This is a genomic window from Flavobacterium odoriferum, from assembly GCF_025499515.1.
In the GTDB taxonomy this organism is placed as follows: domain Bacteria; phylum Bacteroidota; class Bacteroidia; order Flavobacteriales; family Flavobacteriaceae; genus Flavobacterium; species Flavobacterium odoriferum.
Genome location: NZ_JAMKFA010000005.1, coordinates 74,110 through 92,531 on the forward strand (window position 1 = coordinate 74,110; position 18,422 = coordinate 92,531).

The following is an 18,422-nucleotide window of genomic DNA, read 5'->3' on the forward strand; positions in this document are numbered from 1 at the left end:
AATTGAATTTTCACAAAAGTAATCAAATTATTTTGTTGGCAAAGTTTCAAAATCAGTGTATTTTAGCCAAATAATTTATCAAAAATGAAAATTTTAGTCATACAGCAAAAGCGAATTGGAGACGTACTTACCTCAACTATTTTATCCAATAATTTGAAGCAAAAATATCCGAATGCGCAAGTGGACTACATGTGCTACGCCAATTGTGTTAATGTACTAAAAAACAATCCAAATATTGACAATATTATTGTTTTGGAAGAAAAAGTGCGAAAAAACTATCTTTCACTTTTTCAATTTATTTTCAAAATTAGAACTACCAAATATGATGCGGTAATTGATGCTTACAGTAAGTTGGAAACCAATTTAATCACACTGTTTTCTGGCGCAAAATTCAAGATTTCATACAAGAAAGGTTATTCTAATATTTTTTACAATTATAATATTGAACGCTTAAAAAACGGTACAAAATCGGAAATTGGATTGGCAATTATTAATCGTTTACGTTTACTAAAACCACTTATTGAGGAAGAAATTACCGATTATAAACCAAAAGTTTTTTTAACGGATTTGGAAATTAATCAAGCAAAGGAAATGCTATCAAAATTCCCATTAAAAACAGACAAACCCACTTTTATGATTGGGATTTTAGGTAGCGAATGGTACAAAACCTATCCGTTTGAAAAAATGGCGGAATTGTTAGATTTTATAGTTCAAACAACTGATGCGAATTTACTTTTCAACTATATTCCGAAACAAAAAGAAGACGCTCAAAAAATCTTTGATTTGTGCCTTCCCGAAACACAACAACGCATTTATTTTGATTTGTATGCCAATGATTTGCGTTCGTTTTTAGGTTTATTGTCGCAATGTGATGCATTAATTGGTAACGAAGGCGGAAGTGTAAATATGGCAAAAGCTTTGTTTGTTCCTACATTTTCACTGTTTTCACCAAGTGTAGATAAAGAAACGTGGCAAATTTTTGAAGATGAGAAAAACATTTCGATTCATTTAAAAGATTTGAAACCCGAAATTTATGCTAAATTTGACGAGAAGTACATCAAAGAAAATACTTTCAAATATTTTGAAGAATATCCGATTGCGTTGATTAAAGAGAAATTAAAAGCTTTTTTTGAGATTATTCGCTGATATATTTTGACAAACCATTTTCAATAAAAGTTACATTGTGTTTTTTATTGAAATTGCGAATGGTATTGTTTTTCTCCCAAGTTTCGGGCGTAGCATAACCTCTTTTGTGGTCTAAGTGCAAACAAACAGCGCTATAACGAATTTGCTTTGATAAAATTCCGAAGTTGAACAAACGTTCTCCAACTTCTCTATCTAAACCACCGTATTGCATTTCTTCATTGAATCCATTTACGGCAATTAAATCTTTCTTAAAGCAAGACGTGTTGTGACCGTTAAAAGTTCGTTTTGTAGGAGTTAACCAATTCATGAAAGTCGCAAAAAGTGAAATCTTAGTCAGTTTTGATAATTTAAAAGTCTTAGAAACGCCATTTTTTATCAACCAAGAAATAGAAAAACAATCTTGCTTTTGGATATTTTCTAATGAAATTTTCTGAGAAGTTTCCATCGGTAATTTAAAATAACCTCCAGAAAGAAAATAGCCTTCTTCTTGGTGTTTTAAATGTTGGGCAACAAAATCTTTTCGAGGAATACAATCGCCATCGGTAAAAAGTAAATAATCGGAATTTGTTTTTAAGATAGCTTTATTTAAGATTTTACATTTCTGAAAACCATTATCTTCTTGCCAAACATGAACAATTGGAAACTTAAATTGGCTTTGAAAAGATTCGATTATTGCTTTTGTTTTTTCGGTAGAACCATCATCGGCAATAACAACCTCAAAGTTTGGCTCAGTTTGGACGCTGTATCCAACAAGCACTTTTTGAAGCCATTCTTCCGAATTGTAAGTGGTGATAATTACCGATAATTTCATGCAAAGAATTAAAAGTGAAAAATACTACTTTTTCCAGAACTTTAATTTCTTTTTGATTCTTTTTTTTCGGTGAAAGCGATATTGGAAATCGGCCGTTAAACCCCACATAGTTTCAAAAATAGTAGTTTCGTCACCGTTTAAAAGTTTGGCATATTCGTTACTCATTACTGCAATCATGTCTTTCTTATGTGTAATCTTTGATAAATTCTTCATTCGGGTTTGAAAATTCATAGTTTCATGAAATTGCATTCGGTTCAAGTCCACTAAAAAAAAGGAATAACTTACGTCGTTATTTTTTCGAATTAGAGTATTTCCAGGTGAATGATCTAAAAATTCAATGCCTTTTTCGTGCATTTCAAAGGTAAATTGAGCAAACTTTCTAATAATAAAATCTCGGTTTTCAAAAGCTTCATTTTGGACAATTTCTCTGAATTCAAATACATTTTCTAAATGTTCACAAACGTAATAACTATCTTTAAGTCCAATGAAATCATAATTTTCAAAAAAAGCGACAGGTTGAGGAGTACCAATTTGCATTTCCATCAATTTTGAAGCAAATTCGAAGGAACGACGTGCTTTTGATTTTCTGAAGTATCGATAAACTATTTTGTTAATTAAATTTGGTCTTTTGAACGATTTAATGTTAAGCGTAATTCCTTCAACTTCAAAAAGTTTAATTGCATTTCTTTGTCCATTAACAAGAATTTTTCCTTTAAAATTAAAGTTGACAAATATTTCATTTAAAATATCCGATAAATTTGAAAATTTAGGGTTATAATTTACATTTATGGACATAATCTTATTTTTGTATAAAATAGTCTTTAAACTTTTCAAGTATAGATTCTTTTTGAAGATATTTTGGCAATGAGCTTAAATCAGTTAAAACATTAAATTTAACATCTCTACCAAGAACATCTTGTCCCGATTTTAATTGTTGTTCAATTTTTTCTTTATTTTTAAATTCTTCATTATTGAATTCAGAATGAGAAAATGCTTCTAATTTTTCGATGATTTTTTGTACACCACCAATATAGGTAAAATGCCAACCTGCATCTGGTAGGATTTTATATACTTCTTTTCGTCTAATCGTTCGCATTATTGTTTTTCTAATTTTTTGTGGCTTTTTTTTCAAAAGTTTGAATGGTAATAATGCTGAACAATGCCAAATACCATCTTTAGCTTCTTCAATTGATAATAATGTTCCTGCATCATAAATAAGCTGATTATTGAAATAATACAAAAACATACTCATTTTTAAGCCATATATTTGGTTGATGCCTTTACTAATTGTTTCTTTAATAAGAGATGCTTTTGGGATTTCATCAACATCGGAAATTAGTATTATATCTTCTTTTTCGCAATTTTTTAAACCTTGTAAAATAGAATTTCTTTGATAAATCTCTAATTTCCAAGGGGTAAATGGATTAATTATTGGTATAAAAAGTGGGTATTTATCTAATTTTATGTGTATGATTTTTGGTAAAAATTGTGAAAAACGTTCTTTATTTTCATCAAAATAATAAGGTTTGTGGTTATTTTGAAATGTTCTGTTTGCTTCAACTAAAACAAAATAATCTACTACATCATCTAATTCATTTAATCTAATTTCTAATAAATCTAATTCATTAAAGAATATAAAGCAATCATAAACCATAATTTCTGTTTTTTATATTTTTATTTATTGTTTTAATTCTGCCATAAAAGTTTTCCAAAAACTAACAACTTTAGGCTTATCAATCCCATGACAACCAAACGGTATTTGATTTTTATTTAATTTAAAAGCTAATTCTGGTTTTCTATCTATTGCAAAATTTAAAGCTTCTTTGTAATCTGGAATTTTGAATGATGGTATAAAATCTATTGCTTTAAATGACCAAAACACATCTTCAATTGCATTTAGAGAACCTCTTTTTGAGGTTAACAACTCATTAATATAATTTGCGTTTTCTTTAGAAATTTGATAATGTGATGCAACTTTTCTTAATGAAAATCCTCCATTCCCTACTTTAAAAAATATTTTCTTTCGTTCTTTTTTTTCTTTAGAATCAAAGATACTTGAAATTTTATTTAACATCATAACTAATGGATTATTACTTATAGAAGCAATCCAAGGAGCACCTATATAATCATAATTTTTATTGCACCAAAAAATTAAATCATCCTTAAATACGAAGGCATCTAATTGATAGATTAAAATATATTTATAATCTAAAAAAGACTCGTAAAAATTAAATGATAACATTAATTCATTATAAGTTAAAGCACTTTTAAAATATGAATCAGGAAAACTTATTTGGGGTATATTCTCAAAATCAAATTGATCAGATTTTAATAACAAACTTTCTGGTTTAACAAATATTATAGGATGATTTCTTAAAACATTAAAACATTGTTTTAAAGCAGTTATTTCAAATTGCTCAAAATTATTTTTGTAAATAGGTATTACAACTGCAACTTCTTTCATCTTTTAATTATTATTATTAATTTATTACCAAGAAATAATATTTTGTTTAGTCAATAAAAACACTTTTAAACTTATTCATCACTTTTTCTGGAGAATATACCTCTGAATATGCATCCCAATTTTTATTAGAATCAACTTTAAAATTTTGAATTATTTCGCTTAAGTCTTTTTCGTTTTTATATAAAAGTGCTTTATCTCCTAAAATATCAATATGCGATTTTTCCTCAGAATCTGTCCAAGTAATTATTGGTTTGTTACAAATTGAAAATTCTCCAACTGCAATACCAAAACTTTCGCCTTGCTTTCTAGCGTGTAAATAAGCGTCACAAGTGTTTATAAATTTTGCTTTGTAAATTTCGTCTTGTGATTTTGGGAGAAAAATAATATTCTTATAAGGAGTTAAAAAACTTTTAAAAACAAAGCTGTTTGTTCCCATAAAAAGAAAATAAATATCCTTCCTTTTTTTTGAAATTTCAATGATTTGTTTTTTTACAAATGGAATATCAAAAGTGGTTTCTCCTCCATGTCTTCCAAAAACAATAGCATCTTTGGGAATACCTAATTCACTTCTCAAATTTTGTTCTGTACTTTCAACACTAATCATGTGAGGTACAAATGGAGCAAATCCGTTTGTCATTTCTTTTGACAACCATTCTGAAACATAGGCATAAACATTACCATGTGGTTCATAATATTTAAATACTGCATGAACAGCAGTTTTACAACTTTTGGCTTCTACACCATCATTTTTACCAGCTTTAATTGCATAAAACAAATCTGCCTTTGTTTTATCTACAATATTGTCTATTTCATTACTTTTGGTATAAGAAATAACCTCAAATTTATTTTTAAATTTTTCAATTGCTGGAATGTAATTATTTTTATTATTTTTTTGATAAATAATAATAGACTCATTATTTAAATACTTTTGATTAAATAAGGCATAATTATATATAGCATTCGAAGTTCCTCTATAAGAAAGTTGATTTTCGTGAAAAAGTATTTTCATTATTAAAATTCAGAAATTAAAATAAAAAGCAATTGAAATATTTTTTCAAAAATACATTATTTTTTTAGTTTAATATATAAATATTAGATTTGTAAAGTTTATTTTTATTGTAAATTTTGTAAACTGAGGTGATTATTTTTATTAAAGTTAAAATAGTTTTTAAATGCAAAAAAACATTTTGACTATTAATATCAATAAAACCAAAAGCTTAATTGTTTTGTAAATTAAAGAACTTGTAAAAACAGTCCTCTTAGCTTTTGTCGAATACATTAAGAATGCATATACTAAAAACTTTTAAAATAAATTGCCTTCAAAATTATAAAAGGTATTGACTATGTTGTAAATTTGTTCCACAACGATGTTTGCAAAATTCTTCTACCATTATTAGATTAGGCGTAGATAATTAGGTAAAAGTGATTCGCAAATAAAATGAAAAAAAGTATTGTTTTTGTTAGTAACTGTCTTCCTACATTCGATAAAGATTCAGGTGCTAATCGATTAAAAGAGATTATTGAAGAGTTTATTATCTGTAATTTTGAATGTTATTTTCTAACTAACGAAAACGATTGTAGTAGTAAATATTGGAATTATTTCTCCGAGATTGGTGTTGAAATATTAAATGTTTCAGAAATTGAGAAAATTCAATCTTTAGGAAATGTAAACTTTGTTTGGTTTAACGGTCCGAATTCATTTAAAAAAAATCTGAATTTTGTTTCTCAGCATTTACCTAAATCAAAAATTATTTATGATATGGTAGATGTTCATTTTTTACGATACAAAAGATCACTATTCTTAAATCCGTTTAAAATTTCGGATTACAAAAGGTATATAAAATACAAAAAAATTGAAACTAAATTAATCCAGAAAGCCTCAATTGTTGTTGCAATTTCTGAGAAAGAAAAAGAGCTAATCAGTAAATATGTATCACCAAAAAAGATAATCACTATTTCAAATATTCATTATCCAAAAGTAAACAAATTAGAAATTCCAACTTTTAACCAAAGACAAAATATTTTATTTATAGGTTCAAAACATACACCAAATATTGATGCTATTTACTTTCTTTACAATGAAGTTATGCCTAAAGTTTGGAAAATCAATAAAGAAATAAAAGCGCAAATTATTGGAGATGTTGATGAGGAAATCAAAGGAATTTCACATCCTATGTTTGAATTTTTAGGATATGTTCCAAATGTAACATCTTACTTTTTAAATAGTAAATTAATGGTGGCTCCATTACGATATGGTGCTGGTGTAAAAGGTAAAATTGGTCAAGCATTTGAATATTATTTACCCGTTATTACAACCGATATTGGTGCAGAAGGAATGAATTTAACAAATAACCATCATGCCATAATAACAAACGATTCTACTGAATTTGCCAATAAAATTATTGAACTTTATGAAAACGAAGAGCTTTGGAAAAAGCTAAGCAATGCGAGTGAAGACAGCTTAAAACCCTTTTCAAAAGAACATTTGCGAAATGTGATTCAATCTATTTAAAAACGTTGTCTAACTCAGAATAAACAACTTCCGTTGATAAATAATTCGCAAAGAAATTCTTTGCTAAAGCTTGTTGTTGCTCATAAAAATTGTTATCAGTCAGTAGTTGTTCGATATGTTTTGAAAAAATTGAAGCATCAACAGTTACTAAACAACCATTGTTTGTTTTATTTATTAATCCATCAATTCCTCTTGGATTACAAACAACAGGCAAACCATAAGAAAGCGCTTCAACAACCTTTATTTTAAGTCCGGTACCAGATAACATTGGACAAATTGCAACTCTTGATTCGCTGTAAACTTGATTTAAATCTTCAACAAAATGTATTTTAGTAACATTTGGAAGTTCCGGGATATATTCGTTAATTTTTCCAACAACGCAAATTGACAAAGTGGTATTTAATTTAGGATAAACTTCTTCAAAAAACCATTTTGCCGATTTCACATTGTGCTCATTACTACTAGCAACATAAACCAAATCATATTTTTTTGTGCTATTCAATTGAAATTTAACTTCCAAAGCATGTGGAATCGTGATTACATCACTTGAAACAAATTGCGAAAAGACATAATTCTCATCTGAAGAAATGACCCAAATTTTTTGAAACAAATTCAATAATTCAACTTCTTTATTAAAATACTTGCCCAAGTTAAATCGCTTTTGATTTTGAAACTGAGAAGTCAAAAAATCATGCGTATCAATAATCAATTTAGCTTCTTTTAAATGCTTATTTTCTCTTATTAATTCTGCCCAATAAGCATACGAAATAATAATATAATCATACTGATTGTCTTCCAAAATTTTAGAGAACTGATTTTTATGACCAAATCTTGTTCTATCAAAATCTCTAATTCTTCCCTTTAATTTATTTGGAATTGCATAAGTGAACAAATACGACAAAGTCTTAGAAATACGTTTATCTCTTTTCAAAAGAAAACCATTTTCTATTAAATTAGCATTTTTAATTGCTTCCAAATCAACTTCAGAAAATGATTTTGAAGCAATCCCTATATAATCAATTTTATGATTTCTATTTTTAAAATACAGAAGCAAGGCAAATGCTCTGGCATTATTTCCTTGATTAGAAGTTGTTGGATTTTCGGGATAGAAATAAAGTATTTTCATAAAAAAATTTTCGTAAAAGTATAATATTCAATTTGAAAACTAAAAAGACTTTTTTATTAAATCAAAATAAATTTTTACAAAAAATCAGAATAAATAAAAACTTATAAAAAACACCTTATTTTTTTGTTATTTTGTAAATATAAAACCAAAAACAATATGAAAGAAGCTTTATTAAAATATGATTTCACAGACAATGGATTAAATATTGGTGACTATATTCAAAGTTTAGCCGCTAAACAATTTTTAAACAATCAAGATCCTATTTTAATTAGTAGAGAAGCTTTAAACGAGTATGATGGTGAACAAGTAAAATTAATTATGAATGGTTGGTTTTTAATGAACGGAGAAAATTTTCCTCCATCAGAAAAAATAACACCTTTATTGGTTTCGCATCACATCAATACTTCTGTTCATTCTCATTTTAGAAAAGAAGAAATCGTCAATTTTTATAAAAAAAATGAACCTGTTGGATGTAGAGACTACTTTACTTTAGAGTTTTTAGAAAGTTTAGGAGTAAAATGTTATTACACAGGTTGTCTTACCTTAACATTATCAGAAAAATATAGTTCAAACGAAAAAAATGATAACATTTACTTTGTTGACCCAAGATATAAAAAAGCAAGAGGTTTAGCTGATCAATTAACTCGTATGTATTTATTGATAACGAAATTTAATACTATTAGTGTTATCCGTTCCAAATACATTAGATATAACAACAAAAAAAGTTGGAGAAAAACTTTAGATTTTTATCGATCATTTTCTCAAATATTCGAGGACGAAGTTTTAAAAAAAGCAATCTACATAAAACACTACATGCCAGCTAATAAATTTAATAATGATACCGAAATATTCGCTTATGGTGAAGAATTATTAAGAAAATACGCTTCGGCAAAATATGTAGTTACATCTAGAATTCATTGTGCTTTGCCAAGTTTATCTTTAGGAACTCCTACGTTGTATATTGATATTCCGAACGACCATAACGTAAGCTCTTGTAGACTAAATGGAATTAAAGAATTTTTTCACATTATCCACACAAACGGAAATAAATTATCTTGTGATTTATTAAAAAATGGAGAAAAATTTAATTTAAAATCAGCATTTAAAAATAAAGATGATTTTAAAGTTATAAGAGATAATATTAAAGAAACAGTAATTAATTTTATGAAAAAATAAAATTTAAATTGGAATAGATGGTATCTTTTTACAAGATGTTTTTCACTTTCCAAAGAAGCCATTTATTTCTCAATTTATTTTTTAATCGTTTTATTTTAAATGTTTTACTAGGAAAATTTGCATTTATTTTATTAAATAATGAACTTATATGTAGTATTTTTTCTTTTTCTTCTTTTTGATTTTCAAAAACATAAAATTCAATATCATTTTTAATTTCTGAATCAATTTCTAGCCAAAAAGCATATTCTCTAAAACCAAATGATGAATTAGTTAGCTGTTTAATAATAAAATTATATACATCCTTGTCAACATTAAATCCAAAATCATTTGGGTTTTTGTTTTTTAAAATTAATGAGATAATCATTCTTAAACATTTTGCACATTTTCCACAATTTAAACCAGAAAAATTATGTTTATAACAAACCCTTAATGGAAATGTTTTATCCAAATTATCAACATGTTTAACAACAAATTCTGTTTTTTGAAATCTATTAAACTCTTGTCCGTCATGAGTTATGGTTGTATTTCCAAATTTTATATGATTATCTAATTTAGATGAACCCCAAACCATATCTTCTTTTTCATTAAGACTAGAAGCAATAAAAACATTTGAAAAACCATAATAATAGGCTAAAGGAGCTGTTGAAGCGGTTAAAACAATACCAAATTGTACCATAGTCCACCAATCAACATAATTAAAGTAAATTAATTTTTCTAAGTGACGAGTATGAAAATCACGAAAATTAGAAGCAATAAAATGTACAGGTAATCCAGTTAACAAAGAATTTTCTTGATAGGAATTCCTTATCAAGTCCATTTTTTCAATGTTTCCTAATTCAATATCAGAACCTTGAATAGTAATTAAATCTAATTTTTTTTCTTTATGTTTTAAAAAAGTAGTCCAAGCATCTAAACCTCCGCTAAAAAGCATTGCTTCTTTATCAACAGCAAAGGTGTTCTTTATACTTTTATTTACTATTAAATTTGAATTTTTAGCTAAAATTACAACATGTTCCTCTGCAAAACTTTTTTTCAAAATTTCTAAACATTCTAAAAAATCATCATCAATTTCATCAATTATAATGGTACATCCCGAAAACCAAGAAATAGTAATAAAATTAGCCAACCAAGGAATAGCTAAAATACTTTTAGGAATAGCACTTACCTCAAAATCATAAGTAACATATAACTTTTCTTTATTTTTAAAATAAATCTTTAAATCTGAACTATAACTGTAGTCATAAATTACTTTATTATTTTCTACCTTAATATCGTGAAGTTGAATTGTTGATTTTTTCATTATTTTAAATACCTCTTATAAGTTTCAAAGATAGAGATTACAATATTAAAATTTATAAAGTAATAAAATTCTAATAATTTTTAAATACAAGAATATCTAAAAAAGTATAATTCGTCATTCAAGTAATAATAATAAAATATTTTTGATGAATATGTTTGTTAGTAATCGTAAATTTGTGAACAGTTTTAGCACTTAGGTTTTTGAAATTTTATTTGAAATAGAAAAAAACATGAATAGATTTTTTTACCTAAATATTTGGGTAAAAAAATTAAAAATTGAATAATTACCTTTATTATATATTAAAGACAATTTTAAAATGGGAGACATAAACACCGAAGTACATAACGCATTTGAAGTCATTAAAAATGGCGGCATTATCTTATATCCAACCGATACCGTTTGGGGAATTGGTTGTGATGCTACAAATGAAGAAGCCGTAAAAAAAATCTATGCATTAAAACAACGTGAAGAAACCAAAAGTATGATTGTTTTAATGAATGGCGAACGCATGATGCACAATGTTTTCAAAGAAATTCCTGAAGTGGCTTGGCAAATTTTAGATTTATCGGAAAAACCAACGACTTTAATCTTAGATAATCCTCGAAATGTAGCTAAAAATATCGTTGCGGAAGACAACACATTAGGTGTTCGAATTGTCACCGAACCTTTTTGTTTTAAACTAATGGAACGAATGAAAAGACCATTGGTTTCAACCTCAGCTAACATTTCTGGAGAACCAACTCCAAAAACTTTCAAAGAAATTAGTCCCGAAATTATAAAAGGTGTCGACTATGTAGTAAATTTGCACCACGATAAAGTTTGCAAAAATCCTTCTACGATTATTAAATTAGGTTTAGATCATCAAGTAAAAGTGATTAGAAAATAATAATTTGAAAATTTGAAGATTTGAAAAATACACCAATTTTCAAATTAACTAATTTTCAAATTTTCAAATTAAACAATGAATTACAAACAACATTTAGAACATAACATTTTCAAAATCATTTCGCAAGCAGCTCAAGAACTCAACTTGGAATGCTATGTTATTGGTGGTTTTGTTCGCGATATATTATTAAACCGAGACCATAAAAAAGACATTGACATCGTTGCCGTTGGTAGCGGAATTGAACTAGCTTTAAAAGTTTCTGAATTGATTCCTTTCCATCCAAAAGTGCAAGTTTTTAAAAACTACGGTACAGCGATGTTACGCTACGATGATATTGACGTGGAATTTGTAGGTGCTCGAAAAGAATCGTACACACACGATAGCCGAAATCCATTAGTAGAAAACGGAACGCTAAAAGACGACCAAGAACGAAGAGATTTCACGATAAACGCTTTGGCTTTTTCATTAAATTCTATAAACTTTGGAGATTTAGTTGATCCTTTTAATGGTGTGGAAGATTTGAAAAACAAAATCATCAAAACACCTTTAAATCCAGATATTACGTATTCTGATGATCCGTTACGAATGATGCGTGCGATTCGTTTTGCTACGCAATTGAATTTCGAAATCGAATCGGAATCTTTAGAGGCGATTTCAAAAAATAAAGAAAGAATCAACATCATTTCAGGCGAACGAATTGTTGATGAATTGCATAAAATTCTTGCTTCTGATAAACCATCAATCGGATTTTTACATTTATATCAAACCGGTTTGTTAGATATTATTTTACCAGAACTTACGGCGTTAAACAATGTCGAAGAAGTGGAAGGTCATACACACAAAAACAATTTTTATCACACCTTAGAAGTGGTAGATAATATTTGTCCAAATACCGATGATGTTTGGTTGCGTTGGTCGGCATTATTGCATGATATTGGAAAAGCTCCAACAAAAAGATTCAACAAAAAACAAGGTTGGACGTTTCACGGCCATGAATTTTTAGGCGGAAAAATGGTCAAAAAAATATTTGAGCGTTTACACATGCCTTTAAATCACAAAATGAAATTCGTGCAAAAAATGGTCATGATGAGTTCGCGCCCAATTGTAATTGCAGAAGATATTGTTACCGATAGCGCAGTTCGACGTTTGGTATTTGATGCAGGTGAAGATATCGATAGCTTAATGACGTTATGTAAAGCAGATATCACAACAAAAAATCCAAAAAAATTTCAGAAATATCACAAGAATTTCGACATCGTGAAAGAAAAAATTGTGGAAGTGGAAGAAAAAGACCGCGTTCGTGTGTTTCAACCACCAATTTCAGGAGAAGAAATCATGGAATTATTTGGTTTACAACCTTGTAGAGAAATTGGAGTTTTGAAAGAAGCCGTTAAAGAAGCAATTTTAGAAGGCGAAATTCCAAATGAATATGAAGCTGCTAAGGATTTTGTCTTAAACAAAGCTTCAAAAATGGGATTGAAAAAAGTATAAAAATTATAATCTGTTAAAGCACTTTTCAAATGAGCATTATGTAAATTTGGGGTGCTTTTTGAATATCAAAAAAATGAAAACAAATAAATCAGTTATTTATTGGCTACTTTCGGGATGTGTTTTGCTATTTATCATGGTAACTGTTGGTGGAATTACGCGTCTAACCAACTCAGGTCTATCCATGACCGATTGGCATTTAATCAACGACACCTTCCCTCCTATGTCGGAAGAAAAATGGGTGGAAGCCTTTGAAGAATACAAGAAATTTCCAGAATATCAAAAAGTAAATCAATACAAAGATTTTCAATTAGACGACTACAAATTCATCTTCTTTTGGGAATGGTTCCACCGTTTTATTGGTCGTATTATTGGAGTGGTTTTCATTATTCCGTTCGTTTATTTCCTAATCAAAAAACAATTAGATAACGAAACCATCAAAAAATGTTTCATTCTATTAGGAATGGGTGCTTTTCAAGGATTTTTAGGTTGGTTCATGGTAGCAAGCGGTTTAAAAGACATGCCAGATGTGAGTCACTTCAGATTAGCGATTCACTTAACGTTTGCTTTTATTACGTTTGCATATACACTTTGGGTTGCTTTAGATTTAATTTATCCAGAAAGAAAATTACCGGTTTTAGAATTAAGAAAAATTGCTCGAATTGCATTGGTAATTTTAATCATCCAAATTATTTATGGAGGTTTTGTTGCTGGATTAAATGCAGGATTAATTCACAATCATTGGCCTTTAATGAGCGATGGACAATTTTTCCATGAAAGTATTCAATTAGAACAATCAAATTTACTTTTATCTTTTACAGAAGGAAAAAGTGGTGTACAATTCATTCACCGAACATTTGCTTATTTTGTAGTTTTTTCAATCGTTTATTTATTCATAAAAAGTAGAAAATTTGTATTAGACAAAACACAAGATAATGGTATAAAAACACTTTTAGTTTTTGTTTTTATCCAATTCATTTTAGGTATTTTCACGTTGCTATTCCATGTACCACTTTGGTTAGGATTAGCACATCAAATTATGGCTTTCTTTTTATTGACAGCGATGACGTTTTCTTTGCATAGGTTTTCAAAATAAATTTTAATGAAAAAAGCTATTCTTATAATCAATATGCTATTTTTAGTTACTTTTTTTTCAAATGCACAAAATAATGACGATTTAATTTTTAAAGACGGAAATCAAACAATTAAAATTGAGTTTGAAACTAAACAACCTTATTTAGAATTAAATAAAAATACTAAATTTATTGTTTCTGTTGAAAATATTGAGTTACAAAAAACTTCAATAATTGGTAGAGGAATTAGAATTTTAGGTTCAAATAATAAAACTGGTTTTGAATGTTCTGTTTTAGTTGATGAAAATGGGTTAGAAAATGGAAGGTTCAAAATGCGTTTAATCTATTATAATAAAGATGAATTAAAAACACATATTTTCATAATTCCTGTAAAATGATTTCTACCCAATCCACTCTTTAAAATCGCCAACACGTTCTCTGGCTACAATAACCTCATCGTCTTTGTAAGTTGGTAAAATGATTTTTAATCTTGAATTCGAGTACACCTGAATTTCCTTCACCGCTTTCAGTGGAACAATGAATTTTCGGCTTACACGATAGAATTCTTTTGGATTGATTTCTGCTTCTACAACTTCTAAAGTAGAATCAATTAAATAATCGCGATTGTCTAAAGTGTGAATATAAGTTCCTTTGTTTTCGCTGTAAAAACATTCTACTTCTTCAATTGAAATCACTTTTAATTGTTGTCCAATTTTTACTGAAAATCGCTTTTTATATTCTTTTTCCACTGGATTGACTAACATTCGCTTAATCGCTTCAAAATCTAATGAAATATTTTGCGCTTGATTTCTGGCTTTGAATTTATTGACCGCAACTTCTAAATCTTCTTCATCGATAGGTTTCAGCAAATAATCAATACTATTCAGTTTGAAAGCTCGTAGCGCATATTCATCATAAGCAGTTGTGAAAATCACGGCGCTTTTAATATCAATTTGCTCAAATATCTCAAACGACAAACCATCAGACAATTGAATGTCCAAAAAAATCAAATCAGGATGCGGATTGTTTTGAAACCATTCAATAGCTTCTTCCACTGAATGTAACATCGTATTTACTTGCAAACCTAATTTTTCAACTTTGCGTTGCAACAATCGTGCTGCTGGTTTTTCGTCTTCGATAATTAATATGTTCATTGTTTTAAAACTTCAAAATTCAACATTCGTTGTTCAATATTCAGCGTTTGATTATTCCCACTTATTCGCTTTTTCTTTCTCCATAAATTCTTTAATCTTACGCTCTTCCCAGTTTTGACCCATGATAAAATCAGGTAAAAATACCGATAATCCGTGTGCTAACAATCCTAATCCCCAAAAGAAAGCGGTGAAAAAATTATGCGCTTGAAAATAACTTTCACCATCTTTTAAGTTTTGAATATTGATAATCACAATCATAATATTGATGACCAAATAAACAACTGCGTGCGTGTAAAATCCTTTAATTTTCTTAACTCTTTTAACCGCTTGAAAATATCTTGCTTCTTCGGCATTGGATGGAATAAAGTTTTTAAACGCTTCTTTATCCATTCTACTATTGATTCTATCTTGTACACTCATGATTTCTTATTTTTTAAATTTAATTATTCCCATTTATTGCTTTTCTCTTCATCCTTTTTCAAAATTTCTTGAATTTTTCGTTCTTCCCACGAACTTCCGTAACCGAAAACTCTAAAAGCGTGAAAAACTAATCCCATTCCCCAACCTAACATCGGAAACCAAAACCATTGAAATCCTGAGAAAGTTCTAAAATTGATAAACACTAAAACCGGAATTACGATGCAATAAGAAATTAAACTTCCGTAAAACTCTTTTATTTCTTTGACTCTTCTTGACGCTCTGTCATAAGCCGTTTGTTCATTATAATTATATGTTGTTTCCATAATACTTATTTGTTTGGTTAAAATCGGTAGAAATACTTTAAATTCTTTTTCGTTTTGTTCTACCAATACTTTTCTTTTGGTTAAAATTCCGTAGCGATTAACAATATTTTGTAATCCTACGCCTTTTCGGTCTTGTAAAACTTCTTTCTTTTGAAGATTGTTAGTGATGACTAACTGACCATTTTCAATACTAATCTTTACATGTAGCGGTTTTGCTTCGCTAACTACATTGTGCTTGATGCAATTTTCTAATAACAATTGTAACGAAAGCGGTACTACTTTAGCTTCTTCATTTTCAAAATTTTCTGGAATTTCAAAAGTGATGCTGTTCTCAAATCGCATTTTTAGCAAATTCATGTACGTTTTCGCAAATTGTAATTCTTCTGCGACCGAAACCAATTCCTTATCTTTTTGCTCCAAAACATAACGATAAATCTTTGAAAGCGATGTTGTGAATTTTTGAGCATTTTCAGGATTCTCTTCAATCAGTGAACTCAATACATTCAAACTATTAAAAAGAAAATGTGGATCGATTTGATTTTTTAAACTTTCAAACTGTGCCGAAGCCGTTCCTGCAATGATTTTTTGCTCTTTTAATTTGTTTTCCTGATACGACTTGTAGAAATAAACTAAATGAATTACCAATGAAACAATAATTGTAATCACCATTGCGACAACATAATTAGCTGGCATTTCGTTTTGAATAAATTCTTGAATTGTTTTGTTTTCAAACCCAACATCTTCCAACATTCGCAAAAAGAAAATAGCCAATCCCGAAACAAAAAACGAAGCTAAAAATCCGATTACCAATCGTTTTAAATGAAATCGATTCTTTTCAAAATGTTTATCTAATTGAATAAAAATTAAAGCATTGGTAAAATAAAGTACTACACTGTACAACATCGTAAAAATGAAATTCCATTTTAATGAAAGAAGACTTGGTAAACTTCTAGTGATTACAATATTTACGCCTTGAAGTATTGCAAAAATTACAATTCCTATCAATACTGCTTTAACTATTTCTCTTGAATATTTCATTTTAAAAATTTTATTTACAAGCTTTTACAGCTTCTTGCGCTCTATCTAACCCCCAACTTGGATGAAAAGCTGTTTCAGGTTTAAAAGTAGCAAAAAGTTCGATAGATTTTTCAATTTGAGCACACATTGGTTTTGTGTCTTGACCAAAATATTGTGCCATTCCAATTTCAAACGAAGCTTTTTGAAACACAACTCTCGGATTTTCAGGAGCAATTTTGTAAGCTTTATTTAAAATGTACATTACATCACCCGATAATTTTTGTCCGTTTGTCATTGGATCATAAACAATTGAAGCCGTGTGAATCATAGCTTGCATAACTAAAACTTCTGGATTGTCCATTGCTAAATCGTTACAAAAATCTTGTGCTTTTTGAGCCGATTCAATTAATGATAACATTTTAGTTTTGTCTTGTTCACCAAAAGCTTGTGTAGTGTTTATTAATGCGATGTAATAATTTGGCAACCAATTTGTTTTTTCAACAGAAGCAATTTTCTCGAATTGAACTAATACTTCTTTTGAATTTCCGTTTTTCCAAGTTTGCAAGGCTTTTTTCATTCCTTGATCAAACTGTGTTTGCGCTGATACAATCGAAGCGACAAACATGGCGATGATAGTGATTAATTTTGTCATGATTAATTTTGTTTAATGGTTAAACTGTTCGTTTTTTAATTTTGATCTTGTTTTTGTTCTTGCGCTTGAACTATCTTATTTTGATGAAGCAAAGTTGCAACAGAAATCGCACCCATAAAATTGAAACTAACCGAACTGTCATTTTTTGAGGATGAATTGTAAATTTTGGTTTTCTAATCCTGTTTTAATTTAAAAAATTAACTTTGCATTGCTGATACTAAAGGAAAAATTAAAAAAACTAAACCCAAATTCTTATAAATAAAACAAATGAAAAAAAAGCTAAAACGCAATTACAGAAAAGCAAAATATGTTTTATACAAAGAAACTTTAGTTGATTTTAAAGAACACTTTTGGGCTTTTTTAGGGTCGTTTGTAGGTTTAGGAATCATTAGTTTATTGCAATTCAGAATTTTCTCAACATCAGACAATGTTTTTTTAATTGGTTCTTTTGGTGCTACCTGTGTTTTGGTATATGGAGTTATTGAAAGTCCTCTAGCGCAACCTCGAAACCTTATTGGAGGTCATGTGATTTCAGCAATAATTGGAGTTAGCATTTATAAATTATTTCCTGATTTAATTTGGGTTGCAGCTCCTTTAGCTGTTTCCTTATCAATTGTATTAATGCAAATTACAAAAACCTTACATCCTCCTGGTGGAGCTACTGCTTTAATTGCTATTGCAGGTTCCGATAAAATAAAAGAATTGGGGTACTGGTATGTGATTTCGCCCGTTTTATCTGGTGCTATTATTCTTTTGATAACCGCTTTAATTTTCAACAATATCCCCTCAAAAAGACACTATCCTTCAAAAGGTAATTTTTTATCAAAAAAAGAGCTCAAAAAACGCATTCCTTTTCTGTAAGTAACTATTTTTA

19 protein-coding genes are annotated in these 18,422 nt (G+C 28.5%); 8 read left to right on the forward strand and 11 right to left on the reverse strand.

The features are described 5' to 3' along the window. The first annotated feature begins 84 nt into the window (after positions 1-84). Positions 85-1,146: a glycosyltransferase family 9 protein gene (locus M9Q43_RS04845; RefSeq protein WP_262317844.1), complete on the forward strand. Its 1,062-nt coding sequence runs from the start codon at positions 85-87 to the stop codon at positions 1,144-1,146. Here M9Q43_RS04845 and M9Q43_RS04850 read toward each other — a convergent pair. From M9Q43_RS04850 to M9Q43_RS04870, 5 genes are read right to left on the reverse strand one after another with little or no spacing between them, the layout of a single operon-like run. Then, positions 1,136-1,957 carry a glycosyltransferase family 2 protein gene (locus tag M9Q43_RS04850; RefSeq protein WP_262317845.1) on the reverse strand — a complete coding sequence of 274 codons (822 nt, stop codon included), beginning with the start codon at positions 1,955-1,957 and terminating at the stop codon, positions 1,136-1,138. The two genes, M9Q43_RS04845 and M9Q43_RS04850, sit on opposite strands and share 11 nt — an antisense overlap. Positions 1,958-1,981: 24 nt before the next feature. Then, complete coding sequence (locus tag M9Q43_RS04855) at positions 1,982-2,752, reverse strand: lipopolysaccharide kinase InaA family protein (protein ID WP_262317846.1); 771 nt, start codon at positions 2,750-2,752, stop codon at positions 1,982-1,984. A 4-nt stretch (positions 2,753-2,756) separates the two neighbouring features. Further along, entirely contained in the window at positions 2,757-3,611 is an 855-nt protein-coding gene (locus tag M9Q43_RS04860; protein ID WP_262317847.1) for a glycosyltransferase family 17 protein, read from the reverse strand. Between the two features lie 24 nt (positions 3,612-3,635). Further along, complete coding sequence (locus M9Q43_RS04865; protein ID WP_262317848.1) at positions 3,636-4,421, reverse strand: DUF5672 family protein; 786 nt, start codon at positions 4,419-4,421, stop codon at positions 3,636-3,638. Positions 4,422-4,467: 46 nt separating this feature from the next. Beyond that, the gene (locus M9Q43_RS04870) at positions 4,468-5,430 is read right to left on the reverse strand and encodes a glycosyltransferase family protein (protein WP_262317849.1); all 963 of its coding nucleotides are present in this window, start codon (positions 5,428-5,430) and stop codon (positions 4,468-4,470) included. 429 nt (positions 5,431-5,859) lie between these two features. Here M9Q43_RS04870 and M9Q43_RS04875 point away from each other — a divergent pair, with 429 nt between their 5' ends. Further along, positions 5,860-6,933, forward strand: coding sequence for a glycosyltransferase (locus M9Q43_RS04875; protein ID WP_262317850.1), 1,074 nt, complete (start codon positions 5,860-5,862; stop codon positions 6,931-6,933). Here the strand turns inward: M9Q43_RS04875 and M9Q43_RS04880 are convergent. Further along, positions 6,926-8,059: a glycosyltransferase gene (locus tag M9Q43_RS04880; RefSeq protein ID WP_262317851.1), complete on the reverse strand. Its 1,134-nt coding sequence runs from the start codon at positions 8,057-8,059 to the stop codon at positions 6,926-6,928. The genes M9Q43_RS04875 and M9Q43_RS04880 overlap by 8 nt on opposite strands. A gap of 156 nt (positions 8,060-8,215) precedes the next feature. Here M9Q43_RS04880 and M9Q43_RS04885 point away from each other — a divergent pair, with 156 nt between their 5' ends. After that, positions 8,216-9,235 (forward strand): polysaccharide pyruvyl transferase family protein, encoded by a 1,020-nt coding sequence (locus tag M9Q43_RS04885; RefSeq protein WP_262317852.1) that lies wholly within the window; start codon positions 8,216-8,218, stop codon positions 9,233-9,235. 28 nt (positions 9,236-9,263) lie between these two features. Here the strand turns inward: M9Q43_RS04885 and M9Q43_RS04890 are convergent, their stop codons facing one another. Further along, positions 9,264-10,535, reverse strand: a complete 1,272-nt coding sequence (locus M9Q43_RS04890; RefSeq protein ID WP_262317853.1) for a hypothetical protein — start codon at positions 10,533-10,535, stop codon at positions 9,264-9,266. Between the two features lie 316 nt (positions 10,536-10,851). Here M9Q43_RS04890 and M9Q43_RS04895 point away from each other — a divergent pair, with 316 nt between their 5' ends. The 4 genes from M9Q43_RS04895 (at position 10,852) to M9Q43_RS04910 (ending at position 14,380) form a co-directional block, all read left to right on the forward strand. Next, positions 10,852-11,421, forward strand: coding sequence for an L-threonylcarbamoyladenylate synthase (locus tag M9Q43_RS04895; RefSeq protein WP_262317854.1), 570 nt, complete (start codon positions 10,852-10,854; stop codon positions 11,419-11,421). Positions 11,422-11,496: 75 nt separating this feature from the next. After that, a complete protein-coding gene (locus M9Q43_RS04900) occupies positions 11,497-12,912 on the forward strand; it encodes a CCA tRNA nucleotidyltransferase (RefSeq protein ID WP_262317855.1) in 1,416 nt (471 codons plus the stop codon). Positions 12,913-12,985: 73 nt separating this feature from the next. Further along, the gene (locus M9Q43_RS04905) at positions 12,986-14,005 is read left to right on the forward strand and encodes a COX15/CtaA family protein (protein ID WP_262317856.1); all 1,020 of its coding nucleotides are present in this window, start codon (positions 12,986-12,988) and stop codon (positions 14,003-14,005) included. Between the two features lie 6 nt (positions 14,006-14,011). Then, complete coding sequence (locus tag M9Q43_RS04910; protein WP_262317857.1) at positions 14,012-14,380, forward strand: hypothetical protein; 369 nt, start codon at positions 14,012-14,014, stop codon at positions 14,378-14,380. A 3-nt stretch (positions 14,381-14,383) separates the two neighbouring features. Here the strand turns inward: M9Q43_RS04910 and M9Q43_RS04915 are convergent, their stop codons facing one another. The 4 genes from M9Q43_RS04915 to M9Q43_RS04930 are packed head-to-tail and all read right to left on the reverse strand — an operon-like array spanning position 14,384 to position 17,548. Continuing rightward, positions 14,384-15,136 carry a LytR/AlgR family response regulator transcription factor gene (locus M9Q43_RS04915; RefSeq protein WP_262317858.1) on the reverse strand — a complete coding sequence of 251 codons (753 nt, stop codon included), beginning with the start codon at positions 15,134-15,136 and terminating at the stop codon, positions 14,384-14,386. A gap of 51 nt (positions 15,137-15,187) precedes the next feature. Next, entirely contained in the window at positions 15,188-15,556 is a 369-nt protein-coding gene (locus tag M9Q43_RS04920; protein ID WP_262317859.1) for a 2TM domain-containing protein, read from the reverse strand. Positions 15,557-15,579: 23 nt separating this feature from the next. After that, positions 15,580-16,917 (reverse strand): 2TM domain-containing protein, encoded by a 1,338-nt coding sequence (locus tag M9Q43_RS04925; RefSeq protein WP_262317860.1) that lies wholly within the window; start codon positions 16,915-16,917, stop codon positions 15,580-15,582. A gap of 10 nt (positions 16,918-16,927) precedes the next feature. Then, entirely contained in the window at positions 16,928-17,548 is a 621-nt protein-coding gene (locus M9Q43_RS04930; RefSeq protein WP_262317861.1) for a hypothetical protein, read from the reverse strand. A 267-nt stretch (positions 17,549-17,815) separates the two neighbouring features. Between M9Q43_RS04930 and M9Q43_RS04935 the strand changes: the two genes are divergently transcribed. After that, complete coding sequence (locus M9Q43_RS04935; protein ID WP_262317862.1) at positions 17,816-18,409, forward strand: HPP family protein; 594 nt, start codon at positions 17,816-17,818, stop codon at positions 18,407-18,409. Positions 18,410-18,422: the final 13 nt, after the last annotated feature.

What these genes read in the sequence shown, in the direction of transcription:
- M9Q43_RS04895 (WP_262317854.1), top strand. Translation starts at nt 10,852, where the DNA reads ATGGGAGACATAAACACCGAAGTACATAACGCATTTGAAGTCATTAAA.
- M9Q43_RS04850 (WP_262317845.1), bottom strand. Translation starts at nt 1,957, where the DNA reads ATGAAATTATCGGTAATTATCACCACTTACAATTCGGAAGAATGGCTT.
- M9Q43_RS04920 (WP_262317859.1), bottom strand. Translation starts at nt 15,556, where the DNA reads ATGAGTGTACAAGATAGAATCAATAGTAGAATGGATAAAGAAGCGTTT.
- M9Q43_RS04900 (WP_262317855.1), top strand. Translation starts at nt 11,497, where the DNA reads ATGAATTACAAACAACATTTAGAACATAACATTTTCAAAATCATTTCG.
- M9Q43_RS04930 (WP_262317861.1), bottom strand. Translation starts at nt 17,548, where the DNA reads ATGACAAAATTAATCACTATCATCGCCATGTTTGTCGCTTCGATTGTA.
- M9Q43_RS04880 (WP_262317851.1), bottom strand. Translation starts at nt 8,059, where the DNA reads ATGAAAATACTTTATTTCTATCCCGAAAATCCAACAACTTCTAATCAA.
- M9Q43_RS04925 (WP_262317860.1), bottom strand. Translation starts at nt 16,917, where the DNA reads ATGAAATATTCAAGAGAAATAGTTAAAGCAGTATTGATAGGAATTGTA.
- M9Q43_RS04845 (WP_262317844.1), top strand. Translation starts at nt 85, where the DNA reads ATGAAAATTTTAGTCATACAGCAAAAGCGAATTGGAGACGTACTTACC.
- M9Q43_RS04855 (WP_262317846.1), bottom strand. Translation starts at nt 2,752, where the DNA reads ATGTCCATAAATGTAAATTATAACCCTAAATTTTCAAATTTATCGGAT.
- M9Q43_RS04875 (WP_262317850.1), top strand. Translation starts at nt 5,860, where the DNA reads ATGAAAAAAAGTATTGTTTTTGTTAGTAACTGTCTTCCTACATTCGAT.
- M9Q43_RS04865 (WP_262317848.1), bottom strand. Translation starts at nt 4,421, where the DNA reads ATGAAAGAAGTTGCAGTTGTAATACCTATTTACAAAAATAATTTTGAG.
- M9Q43_RS04905 (WP_262317856.1), top strand. Translation starts at nt 12,986, where the DNA reads ATGAAAACAAATAAATCAGTTATTTATTGGCTACTTTCGGGATGTGTT.
- M9Q43_RS04910 (WP_262317857.1), top strand. Translation starts at nt 14,012, where the DNA reads ATGAAAAAAGCTATTCTTATAATCAATATGCTATTTTTAGTTACTTTT.
- M9Q43_RS04860 (WP_262317847.1), bottom strand. Translation starts at nt 3,611, where the DNA reads ATGGTTTATGATTGCTTTATATTCTTTAATGAATTAGATTTATTAGAA.
- M9Q43_RS04870 (WP_262317849.1), bottom strand. Translation starts at nt 5,430, where the DNA reads ATGAAAATACTTTTTCACGAAAATCAACTTTCTTATAGAGGAACTTCG.
- M9Q43_RS04885 (WP_262317852.1), top strand. Translation starts at nt 8,216, where the DNA reads ATGAAAGAAGCTTTATTAAAATATGATTTCACAGACAATGGATTAAAT.
- M9Q43_RS04890 (WP_262317853.1), bottom strand. Translation starts at nt 10,535, where the DNA reads ATGAAAAAATCAACAATTCAACTTCACGATATTAAGGTAGAAAATAAT.
- M9Q43_RS04935 (WP_262317862.1), top strand. Translation starts at nt 17,816, where the DNA reads ATGAAAAAAAAGCTAAAACGCAATTACAGAAAAGCAAAATATGTTTTA.
- M9Q43_RS04915 (WP_262317858.1), bottom strand. Translation starts at nt 15,136, where the DNA reads ATGAACATATTAATTATCGAAGACGAAAAACCAGCAGCACGATTGTTG.